Below are 17,092 nucleotides of genomic sequence, written 5' to 3'. Positions count from 1 at the left end.
GAGATCGGGTACAGGCTACCGAGGGGTCGCGGCGGGCGGAGTCAGTGCAGCAGCTGACGCCAGTTCGCCGGGACCCGGTCGGCCGGGCCGGGTGCGGGCTGATCGGCCGGTTTGCTCTCCGGGGGTGCGAGCGAGGGGCCCTCGTACATCTGCTCGTCGCGGTAGTCGTAGTACCAGTCCTCGCCGGGCTCGAAGCTGGTGATCAGCGGGTGGCCGGTGGCGCCCGCGTGCGCGGTGGCGTGCTGGCTGGGCGAGGTGTCGCAGCAGCCGATGTGGCCGCAGGCGGCGCAGCGGCGCAGGTGGAACCACCAGCCGCCGTCGCGCTCGCACTCCAGGCAGCCGGTGCCGCTCGGCGGCGCCGCGGGGTCGATCGGAGAGGTTTCGCTCACCGGTTCATCAAACGCCGCCCGGCGGCTCCGGGCAACCGCTCGGCGAATCCTCAGACGAGGGCGTCTGCCCAGCGGGCGTGGATGGCGGCGACGGTCTGCTCCGGGGTCTGCGCGGTGGTGTCGAGGCGGAGGCCGATGTGCGGGGTGCGCTCGCGGAACTCACGGTCGAATTCGGCGGGGGACCAGCCGCGGTAGCCGGTCTTGGCGCGGGCGGCGTCGCGGACGGCGAGGGTCTCCGGGTCGGGCAGCAGCACGACGACGCGCAGCGGGTGGCCGGTGAGCAGGGTGCGCATCCGCGCCAGCGCGGGGCCGGGGTAGAGGTCCTGGAGTACCGGGGTGATCCCGGCGTTCGCGTAGCCGCGCGCGACCTCGGCGGCGAGTTGCTGCCGCAGGGCCAGCTGGGCCTCGGCCTCCGCACCGAGCGGTGGCTCGGGCTCGGCGCGCCCGCTCACGATCCAGCGGCGGAAGGTGTCGCCGCGCACGTGTGCGGCGCGCGGGAGCGAGCGGGCCAGCAGCTCGGCCACGGTGGACTTCCCGGCCGCCATGGCGCCGGTGATCAGGACGATCTCCGTAGTCATGCGGGGGACGTTAGTGGTGTGTTCTTCCCTCTGGACAGTGAATTTCGGTGCGACACTGCCCGGTATGAGCGATGGGGAGGTTCGCGAACACGCCTGGCGCATCGAGGAGCGGGAGTACCGCAGGCACGAGGAGCGGCGCGGGCGGCGGTTCGCCTACCCGGTGCTCGACCCGGCGCGGACCGCGCTGGTGGTGATCGACATGGTGCCCTTCCACGTCGCGGGCAACCCGTACTGCCGCGGCATCGTCGGCCGCGTCGCCGAGCTCGCCGCCCGGCTGCGTACCGCGGGCGGGACCGTGGCCTGGGTGGTCCCCGCCGCGCGACCCCCGCTCCCGCACGCCGTCGAGTTCTTCGGCGCCGAGACGGCGGCGAGCTACGCCTGCTCCGGCGGCACCGGCCCGTCGGTGGAGCGGCTCTGGCCGGGGCTCGGCGCCGAGCCCGGCGACCTCTACGCGGAGAAATCCGCCTACAGCGCCTTCTTCCCCGGCCGCAGCGACCTGCCGGAGCGGCTGGCCGCGCGCGGCATCGACACCGTGCTCATCGCCGGCACCGTCACCAATGTCTGCTGCGAGTCGTCGGCGCGGGACGCGGGCACCCTCGGCTATCGGGTGATCCTGCTCGCCGACGGCACCGCCGCACGCCGCGACGCCGACCACAACGCCACCCTGCACGTGGTCTACCGCTCGTTCGGCGACGTCAGGGCCTGCGCCGAGATCGCGGCGCTGCTCGATCAGGCGGTCAGCGCGGCGCGCAGCGAAACAACCTGGGCGGCGAGGTAATCACGGGCCACCCCGGTGTCGGCGGCCACCTCGTCGAAGCCGTGGAAGGCGCCGGGCACCTCGAGCACCCGCACCTCGACCCCGGCCGCGCGCAGCCGCTCGGCGTAGGCGAGATCCTCGGCGTGGAAGAGGTCGAGGGTGCCGACGCCGATCCAGGCCGGGGCGAGCCCGGCCAGGTCGGTGCGGCGCGCGGGCACGGCGGCGACCGGGTCGGCGCCGCGTAGGTAGGCCCGCCAGCCGAAGCGGTTGGCGGCGGTGTTCCACAGCCGGAAGGTGCCGGTCTCCAGCTCGGTGCCGGTGGAGCGGTCGTCCAGCATGGGGTAGGAGAGCACCTGGAGCACCGGTCGCACCCCGCCGCGGTCACGCGCGGCGAAGGCGAGCGCGGCGGCGAGCCCGCCACCGGCGCTGGCGCCCGCGACGGCGATCCGCTCCGGGTCGATCTCCGGCTGCGCGCCGAGCCACTGCAGCGCGTCGTAGCAGTCGTCGAGCGCGGCGGGGTAGGGGTGCTCCGGGGCGAGCCGGTACTCCACCGCCGCGACCACCGCGTTCAGTTCGTTCGCGAAGGTCCGGCAGAGGCGGTCGTTCTGGCGCGCGGAGCCGATGACGTAACCGCCGCCGTGGATCCAGAGCAGCGCGGGCCCCGGCGCCGCCGCGAGCGTGGGGCGATGCACCCGCACCGACACGTGCTCGCCGATCTCGACGACCTCCGCCCGCCCCTCCGGGATGAGGTCGCTGAGCCTGCGCATCAGCGGCAGGGTCAGCGCGGTGACCGGCCTGCCCGGCAGCAGCCGTGCGTGCAGCCGCAGCTCCGGGTGGAAGGCGGAGGGGTCGAGCCGGGCGCGCACCGCGCCGAGCAGGGCGACCGGGCCGCCGAGCAACCGTCCGGGTAGCGCCGTCATCTCGGCCCCTTCCCCGCCCGGGATCGGACGGTGCGTCGTGGCCGGGTCACCGGCGAACTCTCCGGGAAGTATGCCCGCTCCGCCCCGCAGCGGGGTGCGTTTCGCGGCGGTGATCTGGCAGGCTGCACCGTGAGCGCTCGCCCGCGTGGGCGGCCCCGACAGGAAGCCGGTCCGGCCATGCCGCACGTGGAGATCAGCCATTTCCCCGCCGACCTCGACGCCGCCGCCCGCGCCCGGCTGGACGCCGACATCACCGCCGCCATCACCCGCGCCTTCGGTGTCAGGGACGGCGCGGTCTCGATCGGGCTCGCCCCCGTGCCGAAGGAGGAGTGGACGGAGCGGATCTACCGCCCGCTCGTCACCGAGCGCGCCGATCCCGCCGGGCTGCTCCGCAGCCCCGACTACTGACGGCACCGCCCGCGTTCGCCGCGATACTCGGGTTCCGCTGCGTGAAGATCTCCCATGACACCACCCGATTCGGAGGAGCGATGACCCCGACGACGACCGGCGCCGCCCTGCTGGCAGCCGTCCTGACCGGCGCCGGAATCGCGCTCACCGCCCCGGCGGCCGCGGCCGCGCCCGGCTGCGGCGACGCCGAGCTGATCATGGCGCGCGGCACCGACTACTCGCAGCCGGTCGCCGCCACCTGGGCATCCGTGGACGACCCGACGGTCGGGCGCCCGCTCGACGCCGCCGTCCGCGGTGCCCGCCCCGAGCTGCACTTCACCCTCTACAACGTGTCCTACCCCGCCGACACGACCGGCCCGCGCTCCCGCGCGATCGGCGCCGTCGACCTGGTCGCGCACCTGGTCGTCCGCGCCGCCGAGTGCCCGGCCACGCGGTTCGTGCTCGCCGGGTACTCGCAGGGCGCCGAGGTGGTCTCCAACGCGCTCGGCATGGGCAGCGACGACTTCCCGGCCACCGCCGTCGTCCCGCCCCCGCTCGCCCCGCGGATCGCCGCGCTGCTGCTGTTCGCCAGCCCGATCCACGTCTACAACACCGCCATCCCGGAGCCCTACGCCGCCCGCACCGCGCAGTACTGCGTACCGCAGGACCCGGTCTGCAACCCTGCATCCGCGCTGCCCCCCGATGCCGGGTACGGGGCGCACACCCGCTACGGCGAAGCCGTTACCGCCGCAGCCGTTTTCGCGGCGGAGCGGCTCTAGGCGGCGGGGGTCGGGAGCCTCGGCTCCCCGGTGCCCCGGATCCTTCGGCGCTACGAGTCCGCTGCCACGCCGGTGCTCAGCCGGTCGTCACCGGGACCACGACCTCGGGCAGCCCGAAGCGGGCGCGGACCGTCGACTCCGGATAGCCATCCGCCAGCGCTCCCGCATCGCGGAGCAGCGGGATCACGTCGCGGACGAAGACCTCGAGATCGTGCGGCAGCGTCGGCGGCTGGACGGTGTAACCGTCGACGACACCTTCCCGCCACCAGTCCAGAATCTGCTCGGCAACCTCGGCGGGGGTACCGAGGACGAGACGGTGCCCGCCCTCGACCCGGCGGACGATATCGCGCAGCGTAATACGCTCGCTCGCGACCAGATCGTGCAGCGACCGGGTGAACCCGACGGGGGACTGCTGGTCGTCGTCGGCGAGGAAGAGTTCGGGGATGAGGACGGCGTCCGGGTCGAAGGGGATTCCGTACCGGTCGGCGAAGGCGCGCAGGAAGGACTCCTCAGAGGAGTGCCCGTTGAGCTCCTCGTGCCTGCGCAGCGCCTCCGCGCGGGTCGGCGCGACGATGGGGACGAGCCCGGGGAGCAGGCGGATCGCCTCGGGGTCGCGGCCGTGCGCGACGGCGCGGGCGCACACCCGGTCGCGGTAGGTGCGTGCCGCGTCCTTGCCGAGCAGCGCGGCGTAGAGCAGGTCGGCGTGCTTCCCGGCCAGGTCGATCCCGGCGTCGGAGGCCCCGGCCTGGGCGATGAGCGGATACCCCTGGGGCCCGAGCGGCACGTTCAGCGGCCCGCGCACGTCGAAGAACTCGCCGTGGTGGTCGATGGTGCGGGCGTTCTCCCCGGTCCACAGCTGGTCGCCGAGCGCGGCGGGGGCGGTGCCCGCGTCGTGGTCCCAGCTGCGCCACAGCTCCTTGACGACCTCGACGAATTCGTCGGCCCGCCGGTATCTTTCGGCCCGCCCGGGCAGGGGCTCGGCGCCGAAGTTGGCGGCGATGTCGGGGTTGAAGCTGGAGACCACGTTCCAGATCACCCGCCCGCCGGAGATGTGGTCCAGGCTGGCCAGCCGCCGCGCCAGGTTGTAGGGCGAGTTGTAGGAGCTGGAGGCGGTGATCACGAAGCCGATGTCGGGCACCCGCGCGGCGAGCGCGGTGCAGAGCACGATCGGGTCGAGGCTGTGCAGCGGCCGGTTGCCGGGGGCGCGCTGCAGCGCGGGGTGGTCGGAGAGGAAGACGGCGTCGAAGCCGGCGCCGCGCGCGAGCTCGGCCACCGCCACGTAGTGCTCGAACGAGACCCAGCGGTCCCAGGCGGCGTCCGGCGCGAGCCACGAGTTGCCGTGGTAGCCGGTGCTGTTCACGCCGACGTCGAGGTGCAGTCTGCGGGGCATGATGGTCTCCTTCTAGCCGGGAACCCGGCTGGTCACGGATGTACGGGCCCAGACGTCGTGCAACCGGGCGTAGCGGCCGCCGCTCGCGATCAGGTCGTCGTGCGTACCGTCCTCGGCGATCCGGCCGTCGTGGAAGAGCAGCACCCGGTCCGCGGTCTCGGCGGTGTGCATGCGGTGCGCGATGGTGAGGGTGGTGCGGCCGCGGGTGAGCCGGGCCAGCGCGTGCTGCACCCGGACGTCGGTGCCCGCGTCGACGCCGCTGGTCGCCTCGTCCAGCACGAGCAGGTCCGGGTTCACCAGCGCGGTCCTGGCCAGCGCCACCAGCTGGCGCTCGCCCGCGGAGAGCGCCTCGCCGCGCTGGCCGACCGGGGTGTCGAGGCCGTCGGGCAGCCCGGCGACCCAGTCGGCGAGGCCGAGCCGCTCCAGCACCTCGCGCACCGCGTCGGCGGAGGCGCCCGCGCGGCCGAGCGCGATGTTCTCGCCGACGGTGCGGTCGAAGAGGAAGGCGTCCTGCGGGACGATGGCGACCCGGCGGGTGAGCGCCTCGTCGGTGATCGCGGTGAGGTCGGCGCCCCAGAGCGTGAGCACGCCGCTGGTCGGCAGCAGCTGCCTGGTCACGAGTTTGGCGAAGGTGCTCTTGCCGGAGCCGGTCTCGCCGACGACGGCGACGTGCTCGCCCGGCGCCAGCCGCACGCTCACCGCACGCAGCGCGGGCCTGCCCGCCACGTACTCGAAGCCGACGTCGCCGAGGTGCACCGCGGGCGGCCCGGCGGGCAGCGCGACCCCGGCGCGCGCCTCCTCGACCGGCAGGTCCAGGATCTCGACCACCCGGCGCAGCCCGGCCTCGGCGTTGCGCGCGTCGGCCAGGCTGGCGACCGCGAACTGCATGGGCCGCACGAAGAAGGTCACCAGGAAGAGGAAGGCGACGATGTCGCCCGCGCTCAGCCCCAGCTCGGCGCCGAACACCCCGACCCCGGCGGCGGTGCCCGCCACAAGCACCGAGGCGGTGATCAGCCCGCTCGCCACCTCGCCGACCGAGACGTTGAACCCCATCGGCCACAGCGTCCGGCGCTGCGTTGCCCAGACCGCGTCGATCCCGGCGTCGGCGCGGGCCCGCATCCGCTCCTCGATGCCGTAGCCGCGGATCGTGTCGATCCCGGCCAGCAGCTCGAGCAGCACCGCATAGAGGTCGCCGACGGCGCTGCGCACTGCGTCGAAGCGGCGCGACACCCAGCGTTGCAGCAGCCGCCCGCCGACCGGCACCAGGGCGCCGATCGCCAGGACCAGCAGCGCCAGCGGCCAGGAGTAGACCGCCATCACGACCAGCGCCAGCAGCATCTGGGAGATGTTCTGCACCAGCGTGATCCCGCCCGCCTGGGCGTAGAGCGTGACCACGTCGACATCGTTGGTCACCCTGGCCACCAGCGAGCCCGCCGAGTCGGCGCGCGGGTCGGCGGGGGAGAGCCGCAGGATGCGGGCGAAGGCGGCCACCCGGAGGTCCCGCAGCGCCCGCTCCACGGTGCCGACCAGCTGGAAGTTCACGACGGCCGAGCTCAGCATCGCGAGCAGCACCGCGATCACGCCGACGCCGACGGCCCGCGTGACCACCTCGTCGCGGGTGGCGGCGTCGACGTTCGCGAGCAGGGCGTGGTCGAGGGCGTACTGGATGGTCACCGGGATGACGATGCGGCCGGAGGCGGCGACGGCCGCGGCGGCGAGGATCGCGGCGAGCGTGCGGCGGGAGACGACGGTGTCGCGGCGCACCCGGCGCAGCAGGGCCGCGGTGCCGTAGCGCTGCGCGGCGGTGCCGCCCGGTGAGCTCTCGGCCCGGCTCATCCCAGCACCTCCGCGGTGTCGTAGGCGCCGAGCAGCGCCCGGTACCCCGGTTCGGATTCGAGCAGCTCGGCGTGCGTGCCCTGCGCGACGATCCGCCCGCCCGCCAGGAACACGACGGTGTCGGCGAGCGCGATGGTGGCGGCCCGGTGCCCGACCAGCACCACCGTCGTCCGCCGCTCGTCGCCGGCGTACTCGGCGCGCAGTGCCTCGATCACGGCCCGCTCCACCAGCGGGTCCAGCGCGGAGGTGGCGTCGTCGAGCAGGAGCAGCCCCGGCCGCCGGAAGACGGCGCGGGCCAGCGCGATCCGCTGCCGCTGCCCGCCGGAGAGCTGCGCGGTGTCGGAGAGCTCGGTGTCGGCGCCGTCCGGCAGCGCCGCGACGAACCCGGCCGCGCCGGCCACCTCCAGCGCGTGCCGCACCGGGCCGTCCGCGCCGAGCGTGACGTTGGCGCGCACGGTGTCGGCGAAGAGGAAGGCGTTCTGGGTGACCAGCGCGGTCCGGCGGCGCACCGCCTCCGGCGCGAGCAACCTGGTGTCGACGCCGCCGAGCGCGACGGCGCCGCGGTCGGTCTCCAGCAGGTGCGCGAGCAGGCCGAGCAGCGTGCTCTTGCCCGTCCCGGTCGCCCCGACCACGGCGACGACCGCGCCGGGGCGCACCGCTAGGGTCAGTTCGCGGACCGCGGCCGCGCGCTCGCCGTAGCCGAACCAGGCGTCCGCCACCTCCAGCCCGACGCCGCCGGGCTGCTCCGGCAGCCGCTGCTGCCCGGCCGCCGGACGCTCGGTGGCGGTGAGCACCCGCCGCACCCTGGTGTGCCCGGCGACGCCGAGCGGGAGCACGCCGAGGAACCGCGCGATCACGTTCAGCGGGATGGCGGTGGTGATGAGCAGGTAGACCACCTCGACCAGGGCGCCGACCCCGAGCAGCCCGTCCTGCACCCGCGCCACCCCGACCGCGAGGATGACCAGCGCGGCCAGCGGCGGCATGAGCTCGATGGCCGGGTCGAAGACCGCGCCCGCGTCGCCCATGCGCCGGTTGGCGGCGCGGGATTCGTCGGCGGTCGCGGCGAACCGCGCGATCTCCCGATCGGTGATGCCGAGCGTGCGCACCACCTGCCGCCCGGCCACCGCCTCGTGCGCCAGCCCGCTGAGCTCCGCGCGGTGCCGCTGCGCGTCGCGCGCCCGCGGTGCGAGGACCCGCTGGTAGAGCAGGTTGGCGCCGAACACCAGCGGGATCAGCACCGCGGCGACCAGCGCCAGCCAGCCGTCCACCAGCGCGATGTCGGCGAGGACCAGCAGCAGCATCACCGCCATGCCGGTGGCGAAGGGGAAGTGCTGCATGGGATCCCACGCGGTCTCCACATCCGAGACCACGCCGGAGACCAGCTGCCCCGACGGCCGCCGCCGGTGCCAGGAGACCCCGAGCCGCAGGTACTGCGCCACCACGGCCCTCCGGTCGGCGGCCTCACCGCCGAACTGCACGATCCCGGTGGCGACCCCGCGCCCGATGATGGTGACGATCCGCAGCAGCGACACCCCGAGCACGAACCCCGCGGCCAGCAGCGCCGCGCCCACCGGGAAGTGGTCGTCGCGGAAGCTCGGCAGCACCACGTGGTCGGTGGCCCAGCCCACCGCCTTGGCCGCGAGCACCATGCACACCGCGTTGATCAGCGCGCAGCCGACGGCGATCGCCGCGGCGAGCGGCCGGTCCCGGCAGCCGCGCAGCATCATGGTCAGCCCGGTGCGCAGGGTCCGGGAATCCCGGCCCGCCGGTTCCTCGGCGCCGGCGAGCAGCGCGCCCCTCCCGAATGTCATCGACGGCGACACTTCGCGTTCGACACCATTTCTCCTCCTCCGCACACCTCCCCGGAACAGTGCAATGAGCTCATTGCCGAAAGCAACGAAATCGATCATGTCGATCGAAATACGGCGTGAATGTCAAGCGGGACTTCACCGTCGGTGTAGGCAATCTTCCCGATTCGAACTCGCGGCTGCGGGCGGCGGGCGGAATAGCCTGACCCGCATATCCTTTCTCCGACCGACCGAGGTGGTGGGCTCGATGACAATCGCTGCGTCCGAACCGATTTCCGTGCAATCGTCGATCACGGTTGCGCCCCAGTCCGGCTACACCGGCGCCGAGATATCCGGCGTCGACCTTTCCCAGGAATTGTCCGACGAGGTGATCGCCGAGATCCGGCGGGCATTGCTGCAATGGAAGGTGGTGTTCTTCCGCGACCAGACCATCGGGCACGCGGAACAGATCGCCTTCGCGCGCCGATTCGGCCGGGTCACCCCGGCGCATCCGTACGAGGAGAATCCGCCGGCGGGTTACCCGGAAATCCTGCCGATCGATTCCCGGCGCTACGACAAGCTGTACGGGCGCAAGCGCACCTCCTACGACAGCAGCTGGCACACCGACGTCACCGCGCTGATCAACCCGCCCGCCTTCTCCATCCTGCGTGCCGACATCCTGCCGCCCTACGGCGGCGACACCGCCTGGACGAACCTGGTCGCGGCCTACGAGAACCTGCCGCAGGAGCTGCGCGACTTCGTGGACACCCTGGACGCGGAGCACACCTTCGAGAACCGGGCCGCCGCGGGCAGCGACCGCAATCGGGTGATCGGGAACAAGCCGCTGCGCACCTTCCACCCGGTGGTCCGGGTGCACCCGGAGACCGGCGAGCGGGCGCTGTTCGTCAGCCCCGGCTTCACCCGCAAGGCCAAGAGCATCCGCGGCTTCTCGCCGCGGCTCGCCGGGCACCTGCTCGAGGCGCTCTGGGAGGAGGCCACCCGCACCGAGTACACCGTCCGTTTCCGCTGGCAGCCGGGCAGCGTCGCGTTCTGGGACAACCGCGCCACCGCGCACCTGGCCATCGCCGACGCCGGGCACCTCGACCACGACCGGGTGCTCTACCGGGTGACGCTCGAGGGCGACGTCCCGGTCGGCGTCGACGGCCGCAGCTCGGAATCACTGGAAGGCGAGCCGTTCCACGGCTCCTGATCCAGGACTTTCCGCTGCGCGTCTCGCAGCTGCAGAACGGCCCGGTCGCGGCGAAGACGCTGGAGCTCGACGGCACCGAGGCGGGCAAGCCGGAGAACGTGGTCTCGGCCGGGCCGTTCGTCTTCGAATCGCAGGTGCCGAACCAGGAGGTGGTGCTGCGCCGCCGCGAGGACTACGCCTGGGCGTGGCAGGGCTCGCGCAACCAGGGCGCCGTCTACCTGGAGAAGGTCGTCTGGCGGGTGCTGCCGGAGATCGGGATGCGCACCGGCGCGCTGCAATCCGGCCAGGTCGACATCGCGCGCGGCGTGCAGCCGATCGACGAGCCGCAGGAGTTCGCCTTCGACCCGGCCCGCGGCCGGAAGCTGCTGGGCGAGGCGGGCTGGGTGCCGGGCACCGACGGCATCCGGGTCGAGGACAACCGGCGGCTCGAGCTCACCGTCCCGCAGGACGCGCAGCAGGCCGCGCGAGCTCTCCGGCGGCCAGCAGCAGCGGGTCGCCGTGGTCCGCGCCATCGCCGATTCGGTGGCGGTCATGTCGCGGGGCCGGATCGTGGAGTGGGGCCCGGTCGGCGAGGTGTTCGACGACCCCGCCCAGGACTACACCCGCCGGCTGCTCGCCGCCATCCCCGGCCGCCGGTTCGCAACGGCGTCGCTCACACCGGCCGCGGGGTAATCCGGCTCCGATCGGTGGATACAGTGAGTGTCGTGACAACCACCGGCAGGCAGTACGGCGGTCGCGCGATCTCCGAGCGCAAGCAGGAGCGGCGCGCGCGCTTCATCGAGGCGGCGACCCGGCTGTTCGCCGAACGCGGGTACCTGCACTGCTCGCTCGCCGACGTCTGCACCGCCGCCGGGCTCTCCAAGCGCCAGTTCTACGAGGAGTTCGAGACCCGCGAGGACGTGCTGGTCGCCGCCTACGACCGGATCCAGGACGAGGCCGCCGCCGCCGTCGGCACCGCGCTCTCCCGCCTCGGCGCGGGCACCGAACCGCTGGCGGGCCTCACCGCCGCCTTCACCGCCTACCTCGGCTCCATCGACGCCGACCCGCACCGCGCCAAGGTCGCCTTCCTCGAGGTGGTCGGCGTCAGCGAGCGCATGGAGCAGCACCGCCGCCAGCGGCGGCACGGATGGAGCCTGCTCATCGAGATGGCCGTCGGGCCGATCGCCGGCCCCGGCGCGCACGTCCGCGGCGAACCCATGCTCGCCGCCGGCGCCCTGATCGGCGCGGTCAACGGCGTCGCGCACGAGTGGCTGCTCATGGACCCGCGCCCGCCCGTCGCCGACCTGGTCGACCTGCTCGTCCCGGTGGCGCTGGCGATCACCGTCCCCGCCGGCCCGGAGTAGTTCACTCCCGCGGGTGCACCTCGTGCCCGCTCACGATGGAGATGCGGTTGAACGCGTTGATCGCGATGGCGATCCAGGCGACGGCGGCGAACTGGTCGTCGTCCAAGTGCTCGCGGGCCGCCGCGTAGGCGCGCTCCTGCTCGTCGTGCGGCGGCAGCGTCGTCACCGTCTCGGCAAGGGTGAGCGCCGCCCGCTCCTGCTCCGTGTAGATCGCCGCCTCGCGCCAGGCCGACAGCACGTTCAGCCGCTGCTCGGTCTCGCCCGCCTCGCGCGCGGCTCTCGTATGCACGTCCAAGCAGCGCGCACACCCGTTGAGCTGCGAGATCCGCACATTCACCAGCTCGACGAGATGCCGATCCAGCCCCGCCCGCTTCGCCGCCTGCTTGGCCGCGAACGCGACCCCCACCTGCGTCTTGTAGACAGCCGGGCTCTGCTCATCGATCCGGATGCGTTCGCTCACCGTGCCATCCTCTCGCATGGTGCGACCGCTGAGCGCGGCGGGAGTTGACAGAATGGGTGGCGCTGACAATAGTGAGCCCGATCGGCATCTCGGGGATGCACGGGGGAGCGACGCTGGGGGAGCGCGGTGGATTTCGGCAGGCTGTCGGCCGACGTCGATGACGTGCGGCGAAGAGTTGAGGCCAAGGCTTCGAGCTATCTGTGGATCGATCGGACCGCACGCGCGATGGAGCGACCGGGCCAAGATACGACTGGCGCGGTTCGCACCGAGTTGGACGAGCACAATATTCCGCGCCGCTTCGTCATCTCCAGGGACTGGCAGTCCCTGCTGAACGGGCAGCAGCTCGACGCGGCGATTCTCGAAGCTGTCGGCGTCGCGTATGCCGACGGCTGGCGGAGAGCGCGCGAGGAGGTCGAGGCGGCACGGCGACGCGGAGTCGAACCACCGGCACCGATCGCCGACCCGCGGCCCGCACCGGCTGCCTCTTCGGCCGAGGACATCGTCGAAGAAGTCTTGGCGATCGCGGCGCAACCACTCTCCGCCCTTCCCCGCGAGCGGCCGGAGTCACTCGGGCCCGCCATCGTTTTCGAGTTCGCCGACCACGGGCTGTCCGGCTGCCGCATCGACCAGAGCTGGGCCGAACGGCAAGCCGCGAGTCGGCTCGCCACGGAGATCAATGCCGCGCTGGAGGAGCAGCGGAACTACCGTGCGAGCGCGGAGGCGGTCCCTTCCGCGGCGGCGCGGCTCACCTCCGCCGCCGAACAGTTGATCGAACTGCTGCGCACCGCTGACGTCACGAGGGGAAACTGATGGCGCCGACACCCGAGCAGGTCACCGTTGCACTCGGCGCACTCCGCACGCAGGCGACCGGCTGGGCCGAGCGGGCAACCGACCTCGGCGGTGTGGCCGAGGAGATCGGCGGGTACACCTACTCCGCACTCCAGGCGGGACTGTTCGTCGGCTTCGTCGAGAAGTACGACGAGGCTGTCGCGCTGATGCAATCCCGGCTGCGGGAAGGCGAACTGGCCATGAAGGAGATCGCCCGCACGCTGAATACGGTGGCCGGGGTCTACGAGGACGAGGAGCGAGCGCAAGCTCACGCTCTCCGTAATCTGTACTGAATCGATCGGGGTAAGTCGGGATGGCGCCATCCGCCGCTCAAATGCAGCAGGTCGCACAGGACCTCATCGACAAGGTCGAGGAACTGGGTAATCTCCCTGCTCGGATCAGGGGATCGTTCGAGGATGCGGCCGGCACGCCGCTCGTTCGCTTCGTCCTGCGCAACGGGGACGACATCATCGGACTGGGCAATGAGTTCGCGGATGCGATCAGCGAGCTCTGGGAAAAGTTCGTCCAGGCGATCGAGGGGGTCGGTGCGCCGATCGCGTTCATCGAGACGTCGTACGACTGGGTCGGGGTGACCCGGTCGATGAACACCATGGCCGCCGACCTCGAGGACACCGCGGTCAAGGTCGGCGGATACTGGCAGGGCGCGGCCGCTGAGTCCTACGCCGACGCCATCACCCCCCAGCGCATGGCCTCCGCCCGGATGGGCTCGATTGCCACGGCAATCCGCTCGGCGACACTGACCCTCGGTATCGCGGGGGTGACGTTCTATACGTCGCTGCTCGCCATTGTCATTTCGGTCATCGTCGAGGCCGTCGCGGAGTGCCTCGCCGCGGGCACCGGGATCGGGGCGATCCCGGCCGGGATCGCCGGTTTGATCACCGCGGCGAAATTCGCGGCGATGGTGACCGCCGCGATCTCGGGCATCTTCACTCTCATCCAGTCCACGCTCAGCCAGGTGCAGGCGGTGCAGGTAGAGCTGGAGAATCCGCAGGGCTTCCCGCACGGGCACTGGCCGTCCACCGGAGCCGCGGGCTACGCCGACGCCACTGTGCTGGACGGGGACGCGGATTGGTCGGTGAAGCCGGCATGACGGCCCCCGCCTCCGACCCGGATCGGGTACGCGGAATTGTGTTGCGCATCCGTGTCGCCGTCGCCGTTGTATTCGGCCTGCTGATACTGGCCGGAACCGTCGGATTCGTGTTTCTGCTGCACGGCGCCGATCCCGACGCGCAGGGCTTCGATCAGCGTGAGGTAGTGATTCTCGCCGGTAGCGCCACCGCTGCGGTAGTGCTCGCGGCAGGGGCTGCCGTGCTCGCAACCCTCGGCAGGCGAAGTGTTGCCGTGGAGGCCGCACTGTGGCTGGTGGTCGCGGCGCTGATCGTGGGCGGGGCATGGTTCCTGCTGACCGGGACGTGGTCGCCGGTGCTGTGGTTCATCGCGGCCGGTGCGAGCATCGACATGATCCGGGCATCGCGACGAAGCTGAGACCCGCTCACCGGGCCCGGTCCCGCACGGCGCGGAAGGCGCGGGTGAGGGCGGGGATGTCGGCGGGGTCGATGCGGTCGAGGAGCGTTGCGCGGACGGCGGCGACGTGCCCTGGGCTCGCGGCGGCGAGTTCGGCGGCACCGGTCTCGGTGAGCTCGGCCCAGGCGCCGCGGCGGTCGGATTCGCAGTCGACGCGGCGGACCCGGCCGGAGTGCTCGAGCCGGGTGACGGCGCGGGTGATGCCGCTGCGGCTGGTGCTGCTGGCGTCGGCGAGCGCGCTCATGCGCAGCCGCCGGTCGGGGGCCTCGGCGAGCAGGACCAGGATCTCGTAGTCGGCGAAGGCGATGCCCGCGTCGGTGGTCAGTTGTCTGTCGAGGTCGCGGAAGAGCAGGCGGGTCGCGTCGAGGTAGGCCCGCCAGAGCTCGTTCTCGTCGGTGTCGAGCCACCGTGTCGCGTTCACGTCCTCCAGCGTACGCGCAGTGGTTGACAAGGCAACGATAACGAGTAGTGTGCAAGTAGTTGACAAAGCAACGAACTCGGAATCGAGGCACCGTGTCCGCTCCAACCACCCCGCAGATCGACGTCCGCCGCGCAGCCGACCGGCTGAAGACCCGGATCGGCTGGCTCGACTCCAAGCACTCCTTCTCCTTCGGCCAGCACTACGACCCGGCGAACACCCACCACGGCCTGCTGATGGTGAACAACGACGACATCGTCACGCCGGGCATGGGCTTCGACACGCACCCGCACCGGGACATGGAGATCGTCACCTGGGTGCTCCGCGGTTCCCTGGTGCACCAGGACTCCACCGGTCACTCCGGGGTGATCTACCCGGGGCTGGCGCAGCGGATGAGCGCGGGCACCGGCATCCTGCACTCCGAGAAGAACGACTCCTGGCGGTTCTCCGGCGCGACGGGGTCGTTCGCCGAGCAGCACGATGAGCCGGTGCACTTCGTGCAGATGTGGGTGCTGCCGGACGAGTCCGGGATCACCCCCGGCTACGAGCAGCTGGAGATCGACGACGCGCTGCTCTCCGGCGGGCTGGTGCCGGTGGCCTCCGGGATGCGGGAGTACGCCGACCACTCCGCCATCCGGATCGCGAACAGGTACGCGACCATGCACGTGGCGCGGCTCGGCGCGGGGGACGCGCCGATCACCCTGCCGGACGCGCCGTTCCTGCACCTCTTCGTCGCGCGCGGCGCGGTCGAGCTGGAGGGCACCGGGCCGCTGGCCGAGGGTGATTCGGTGCGGTTCACCGGCGCGGGCGGGCAGCGGTTGAGCGCCGCGGGCGCGGCCGAGGTGATCGTGTGGGAGATGCACGCGACCATCGGGTGAACCGGCTCAGCCGATCCGCAGCACCCCGGTGACCGTGCCCTGCAGCATGCGCCCGTCCGGCAGGATCAGCGGCGACATCTGCAGGGGGTCGTTGAGCACCGTCCCCGGCGCGGGGGAGTCCGCGAGCATCGCGCCGGTGGCCGGGTCCAGCACCGTGACCGAGAAGCCGTCGGCCGGGGTGGCGGCATCCGGCCCGTGCCGGGTGAGGGTGTAGAGCCGGCCGTCCGCGGTGGACAGGTGCGGCACCGCCGCGCTGCGGATCCCGCTTTCCCACACCGTGTGACACCCGGTTTCGTCGATGTCGACCCGGGTCATCCCGCCGGTGAACGGCGCGGAAGGCGGGACCGCGGGTCCGGCATCACCGGGCACCGTGGGGTACGGGTAGCCGTAGGTCCCGGCGACGAAGACCGAGCGCCCGGCCCCGATCGGCGAGTTCTCGCTGCCCGGCCCGCCCGCGGTCAGCACCGGCTGCGCGCAGACCGGCTCGCCGGTGCCGGAGCGGAAGACCAGCACCCGCACGCCGCCGTCGGCATTGTCGACGACCGTCAGGTACTCCGCACCGGTCCCGGGGCCGAAATAGGTGGGCGTGGAGCCGGTTCCGTGGCTGAGCTGCCCCGGCTTGCGGGCGGAGCCGCGGTCGTACGGCGCGCGCCAGGCCACCCGGGGCACCCCGTCGTCGGCGGTCAGCTCGTAGAGCGCGTGCGTGGTCGCCACCGCGACGTGCCCGTCCGGCGCGGCCGAGATACTGTTCGCGACCTGCTCACCGAGCTCGACGGTGCCGGTCCGGCCGGCCGGGGTGTGCACCCCGACGACGCCCTTGCCGGTGGCGAACCAGACATTCCCGGACCAGTCCGGCACCAGCCCGGTCACGCTGTCGCCCTGCGGAATCGCGCCGGAGAGGTCGGTGCGCTCGGCGACCGCCAGCCGCCACCGGCCGTCGGGGTCGCGGTGGTGCGCCACCCGGACCAGCGCGCGCTCGCCGTCCACCGCGACCAGCCGGTCGTCCTGGTCCAGATACGCGTACACCCCGCCGAGCAGGCTGCCCTTCACCAGCGGGAGCGCGGCCAGCGAGCCGTGCTCGGGGTCGAGCAGGTGCACGGCCGGCGCCTGCCCGGCGATGGCGGTGCAGAGCGCGACCACCAGCCCGTCGCGGCCCTGCAGCAGGGTCGGGCAGGCGGCGGCCAGCGGGTCGGCGCGCACCGTCGGCGGCTCGGTCCCGGGACCGGGATACGGTGTGGTGTCGGACGATCCGGCGTCGCCGTGCATGGTCGCCGAGCCGGTCGGGCCGAGGAACGGATGCGGCGGCAGCGCCGGACCCCACGGCTCCGCCTGCGCCACCCCGGGCGCGGCCAGTAAGCAGACGGCGGCAGCGAGGACGAGCGAACGCATGCCACGCAGCCTAGGGTGCCCGCCGCTCACGCGTGGCTGCCGACCCGGTTCGGGCCACCGCGCGAGCGCCGCTGCCGAGAGCTCCGGCTCGCAGTGACCCGGGCGACGAACGACCCCGGCGACGAACGACCCCGGCGACGAACGACCCCGGCGACGAACGACCCCGGCGACGAACGACCCCGCCGCCCCCCGACGGTG

General features: G+C 72.8%; 19 protein-coding genes. 10 read left to right on the top strand and 9 right to left on the bottom strand.

From position 1 onward, the window contains the following. Nucleotides 1-41: 41 nt before the first annotated feature. Both LTT61_RS05530 and LTT61_RS05525 read right to left on the bottom strand, forming a co-directional pair. Nucleotides 42-389 carry a UBP-type zinc finger domain-containing protein gene (locus LTT61_RS05530; RefSeq protein ID WP_233018848.1) on the bottom strand — a complete coding sequence of 116 codons (348 nt, stop codon included), beginning with the start codon at nucleotides 387-389 and terminating at the stop codon, nucleotides 42-44. 50 nt (nucleotides 390-439) lie between these two features. Beyond that, nucleotides 440-967 (bottom strand): AAA family ATPase, encoded by a 528-nt coding sequence (locus LTT61_RS05525; RefSeq protein ID WP_233018847.1) that lies wholly within the window; start codon nucleotides 965-967, stop codon nucleotides 440-442. A 64-nt stretch (nucleotides 968-1,031) separates the two neighbouring features. Between LTT61_RS05525 and LTT61_RS05520 the strand changes: the two genes are divergently transcribed. Next, nucleotides 1,032-1,745 carry an isochorismatase family cysteine hydrolase gene (locus LTT61_RS05520; RefSeq protein WP_233018846.1) on the top strand — a complete coding sequence of 238 codons (714 nt, stop codon included), beginning with the start codon at nucleotides 1,032-1,034 and terminating at the stop codon, nucleotides 1,743-1,745. Here LTT61_RS05520 and LTT61_RS05515 read toward each other — a convergent pair. After that, the gene (locus LTT61_RS05515) at nucleotides 1,697-2,644 is read right to left on the bottom strand and encodes an alpha/beta hydrolase (protein ID WP_233018845.1); all 948 of its coding nucleotides are present in this window, start codon (nucleotides 2,642-2,644) and stop codon (nucleotides 1,697-1,699) included. The two genes, LTT61_RS05520 and LTT61_RS05515, sit on opposite strands and share 49 nt — an antisense overlap. A 177-nt stretch (nucleotides 2,645-2,821) precedes the next feature. On the opposite strand from LTT61_RS05515, the gene LTT61_RS05510 reads away from it, so the two are divergent. Together LTT61_RS05510 and LTT61_RS05505 are read left to right on the top strand one after the other, a co-directional pair. Next, the gene (locus LTT61_RS05510) at nucleotides 2,822-3,052 is read left to right on the top strand and encodes a hypothetical protein (protein ID WP_233018844.1); all 231 of its coding nucleotides are present in this window, start codon (nucleotides 2,822-2,824) and stop codon (nucleotides 3,050-3,052) included. Between the two features lie 80 nt (nucleotides 3,053-3,132). Beyond that, on the top strand, nucleotides 3,133-3,810 hold the full coding sequence (locus tag LTT61_RS05505; RefSeq protein WP_233018843.1) for a cutinase family protein: 678 nt from the start codon (nucleotides 3,133-3,135) through the stop codon (nucleotides 3,808-3,810). Between the two features lie 76 nt (nucleotides 3,811-3,886). Here LTT61_RS05505 and LTT61_RS05500 read toward each other — a convergent pair whose 3' ends face one another. From LTT61_RS05500 to LTT61_RS05490, 3 genes are read right to left on the bottom strand one after another with little or no spacing between them, the layout of a single operon-like run. After that, on the bottom strand, nucleotides 3,887-5,200 hold the full coding sequence (locus tag LTT61_RS05500) for an NtaA/DmoA family FMN-dependent monooxygenase (protein ID WP_233018842.1): 1,314 nt from the start codon (nucleotides 5,198-5,200) through the stop codon (nucleotides 3,887-3,889). A 12-nt stretch (nucleotides 5,201-5,212) separates the two neighbouring features. Continuing rightward, a complete protein-coding gene (locus LTT61_RS05495) occupies nucleotides 5,213-7,036 on the bottom strand; it encodes an ABC transporter ATP-binding protein (RefSeq protein ID WP_233018841.1) in 1,824 nt (607 codons plus the stop codon). After that, nucleotides 7,033-8,847, bottom strand: a complete 1,815-nt coding sequence (locus LTT61_RS05490) for an ABC transporter ATP-binding protein (protein ID WP_233018840.1) — start codon at nucleotides 8,845-8,847, stop codon at nucleotides 7,033-7,035. Before LTT61_RS05490 ends, LTT61_RS05495 begins: the two co-directional genes overlap by 4 nt. 244 nt (nucleotides 8,848-9,091) lie before the next feature. On the opposite strand from LTT61_RS05490, the gene LTT61_RS05485 reads away from it, so the two are divergent. Both LTT61_RS05485 and LTT61_RS32890 read left to right on the top strand, forming a co-directional pair. Continuing rightward, nucleotides 9,092-10,033, top strand: a complete 942-nt coding sequence (locus tag LTT61_RS05485) for a TauD/TfdA dioxygenase family protein (protein ID WP_233018839.1) — start codon at nucleotides 9,092-9,094, stop codon at nucleotides 10,031-10,033. Next, nucleotides 10,000-11,376 (top strand): ABC transporter substrate-binding protein, encoded by a 1,377-nt coding sequence (locus LTT61_RS32890; RefSeq protein ID WP_420094792.1) that lies wholly within the window; start codon nucleotides 10,000-10,002, stop codon nucleotides 11,374-11,376. Before LTT61_RS05485 ends, LTT61_RS32890 begins: the two co-directional genes overlap by 34 nt. Before the next feature lies 1 nt (nucleotide 11,377). Here LTT61_RS32890 and LTT61_RS05465 read toward each other — a convergent pair whose 3' ends face one another. Next, entirely contained in the window at nucleotides 11,378-11,854 is a 477-nt protein-coding gene (locus LTT61_RS05465; RefSeq protein ID WP_233018838.1) for a carboxymuconolactone decarboxylase family protein, read from the bottom strand. A gap of 108 nt (nucleotides 11,855-11,962) precedes the next feature. Here LTT61_RS05465 and LTT61_RS05460 point away from each other — a divergent pair, with 108 nt between their 5' ends. From LTT61_RS05460 to LTT61_RS05445, 4 genes are read left to right on the top strand one after another with little or no spacing between them, the layout of a single operon-like run. After that, nucleotides 11,963-12,646 (top strand): hypothetical protein, encoded by a 684-nt coding sequence (locus LTT61_RS05460; protein ID WP_233018837.1) that lies wholly within the window; start codon nucleotides 11,963-11,965, stop codon nucleotides 12,644-12,646. After that, nucleotides 12,646-12,957, top strand: coding sequence for a type VII secretion target (locus LTT61_RS05455; protein ID WP_233018836.1), 312 nt, complete (start codon nucleotides 12,646-12,648; stop codon nucleotides 12,955-12,957). The genes LTT61_RS05460 and LTT61_RS05455 overlap by 1 nt, the downstream gene beginning before the upstream one ends. Nucleotides 12,958-12,998: 41 nt before the next feature. Continuing rightward, on the top strand, nucleotides 12,999-13,775 hold the full coding sequence (locus LTT61_RS05450) for a hypothetical protein (protein ID WP_233018835.1): 777 nt from the start codon (nucleotides 12,999-13,001) through the stop codon (nucleotides 13,773-13,775). Further along, nucleotides 13,772-14,170 carry a hypothetical protein gene (locus tag LTT61_RS05445; protein ID WP_233018834.1) on the top strand — a complete coding sequence of 133 codons (399 nt, stop codon included), beginning with the start codon at nucleotides 13,772-13,774 and terminating at the stop codon, nucleotides 14,168-14,170. Before LTT61_RS05450 ends, LTT61_RS05445 begins: the two co-directional genes overlap by 4 nt. Nucleotides 14,171-14,177: 7 nt before the next feature. On the opposite strand, the gene LTT61_RS05440 is transcribed toward LTT61_RS05445, so the two are convergent. Then, nucleotides 14,178-14,630: a MarR family winged helix-turn-helix transcriptional regulator gene (locus LTT61_RS05440; protein WP_233018833.1), complete on the bottom strand. Its 453-nt coding sequence runs from the start codon at nucleotides 14,628-14,630 to the stop codon at nucleotides 14,178-14,180. A gap of 92 nt (nucleotides 14,631-14,722) precedes the next feature. On the opposite strand from LTT61_RS05440, the gene LTT61_RS05435 reads away from it, so the two are divergent. Next, nucleotides 14,723-15,505: a pirin family protein gene (locus LTT61_RS05435; protein ID WP_233018832.1), complete on the top strand. Its 783-nt coding sequence runs from the start codon at nucleotides 14,723-14,725 to the stop codon at nucleotides 15,503-15,505. Nucleotides 15,506-15,511: 6 nt separating this feature from the next. On the opposite strand, the gene LTT61_RS05430 is transcribed toward LTT61_RS05435, so the two are convergent. Then, entirely contained in the window at nucleotides 15,512-16,894 is a 1,383-nt protein-coding gene (locus LTT61_RS05430; RefSeq protein ID WP_233018831.1) for a hypothetical protein, read from the bottom strand. Nucleotides 16,895-17,092: the final 198 nt, after the last annotated feature.

It is taken from the genome of Nocardia asteroides (assembly GCF_021183625.1).
In the GTDB taxonomy this organism is placed as follows: Bacteria; Actinomycetota; Actinomycetes; order Mycobacteriales; family Mycobacteriaceae; genus Nocardia; species Nocardia asteroides_A.
Note: the sequence above shows the minus strand (reverse complement) of the source record. Positions and strands in the feature narration are given on the sequence as shown.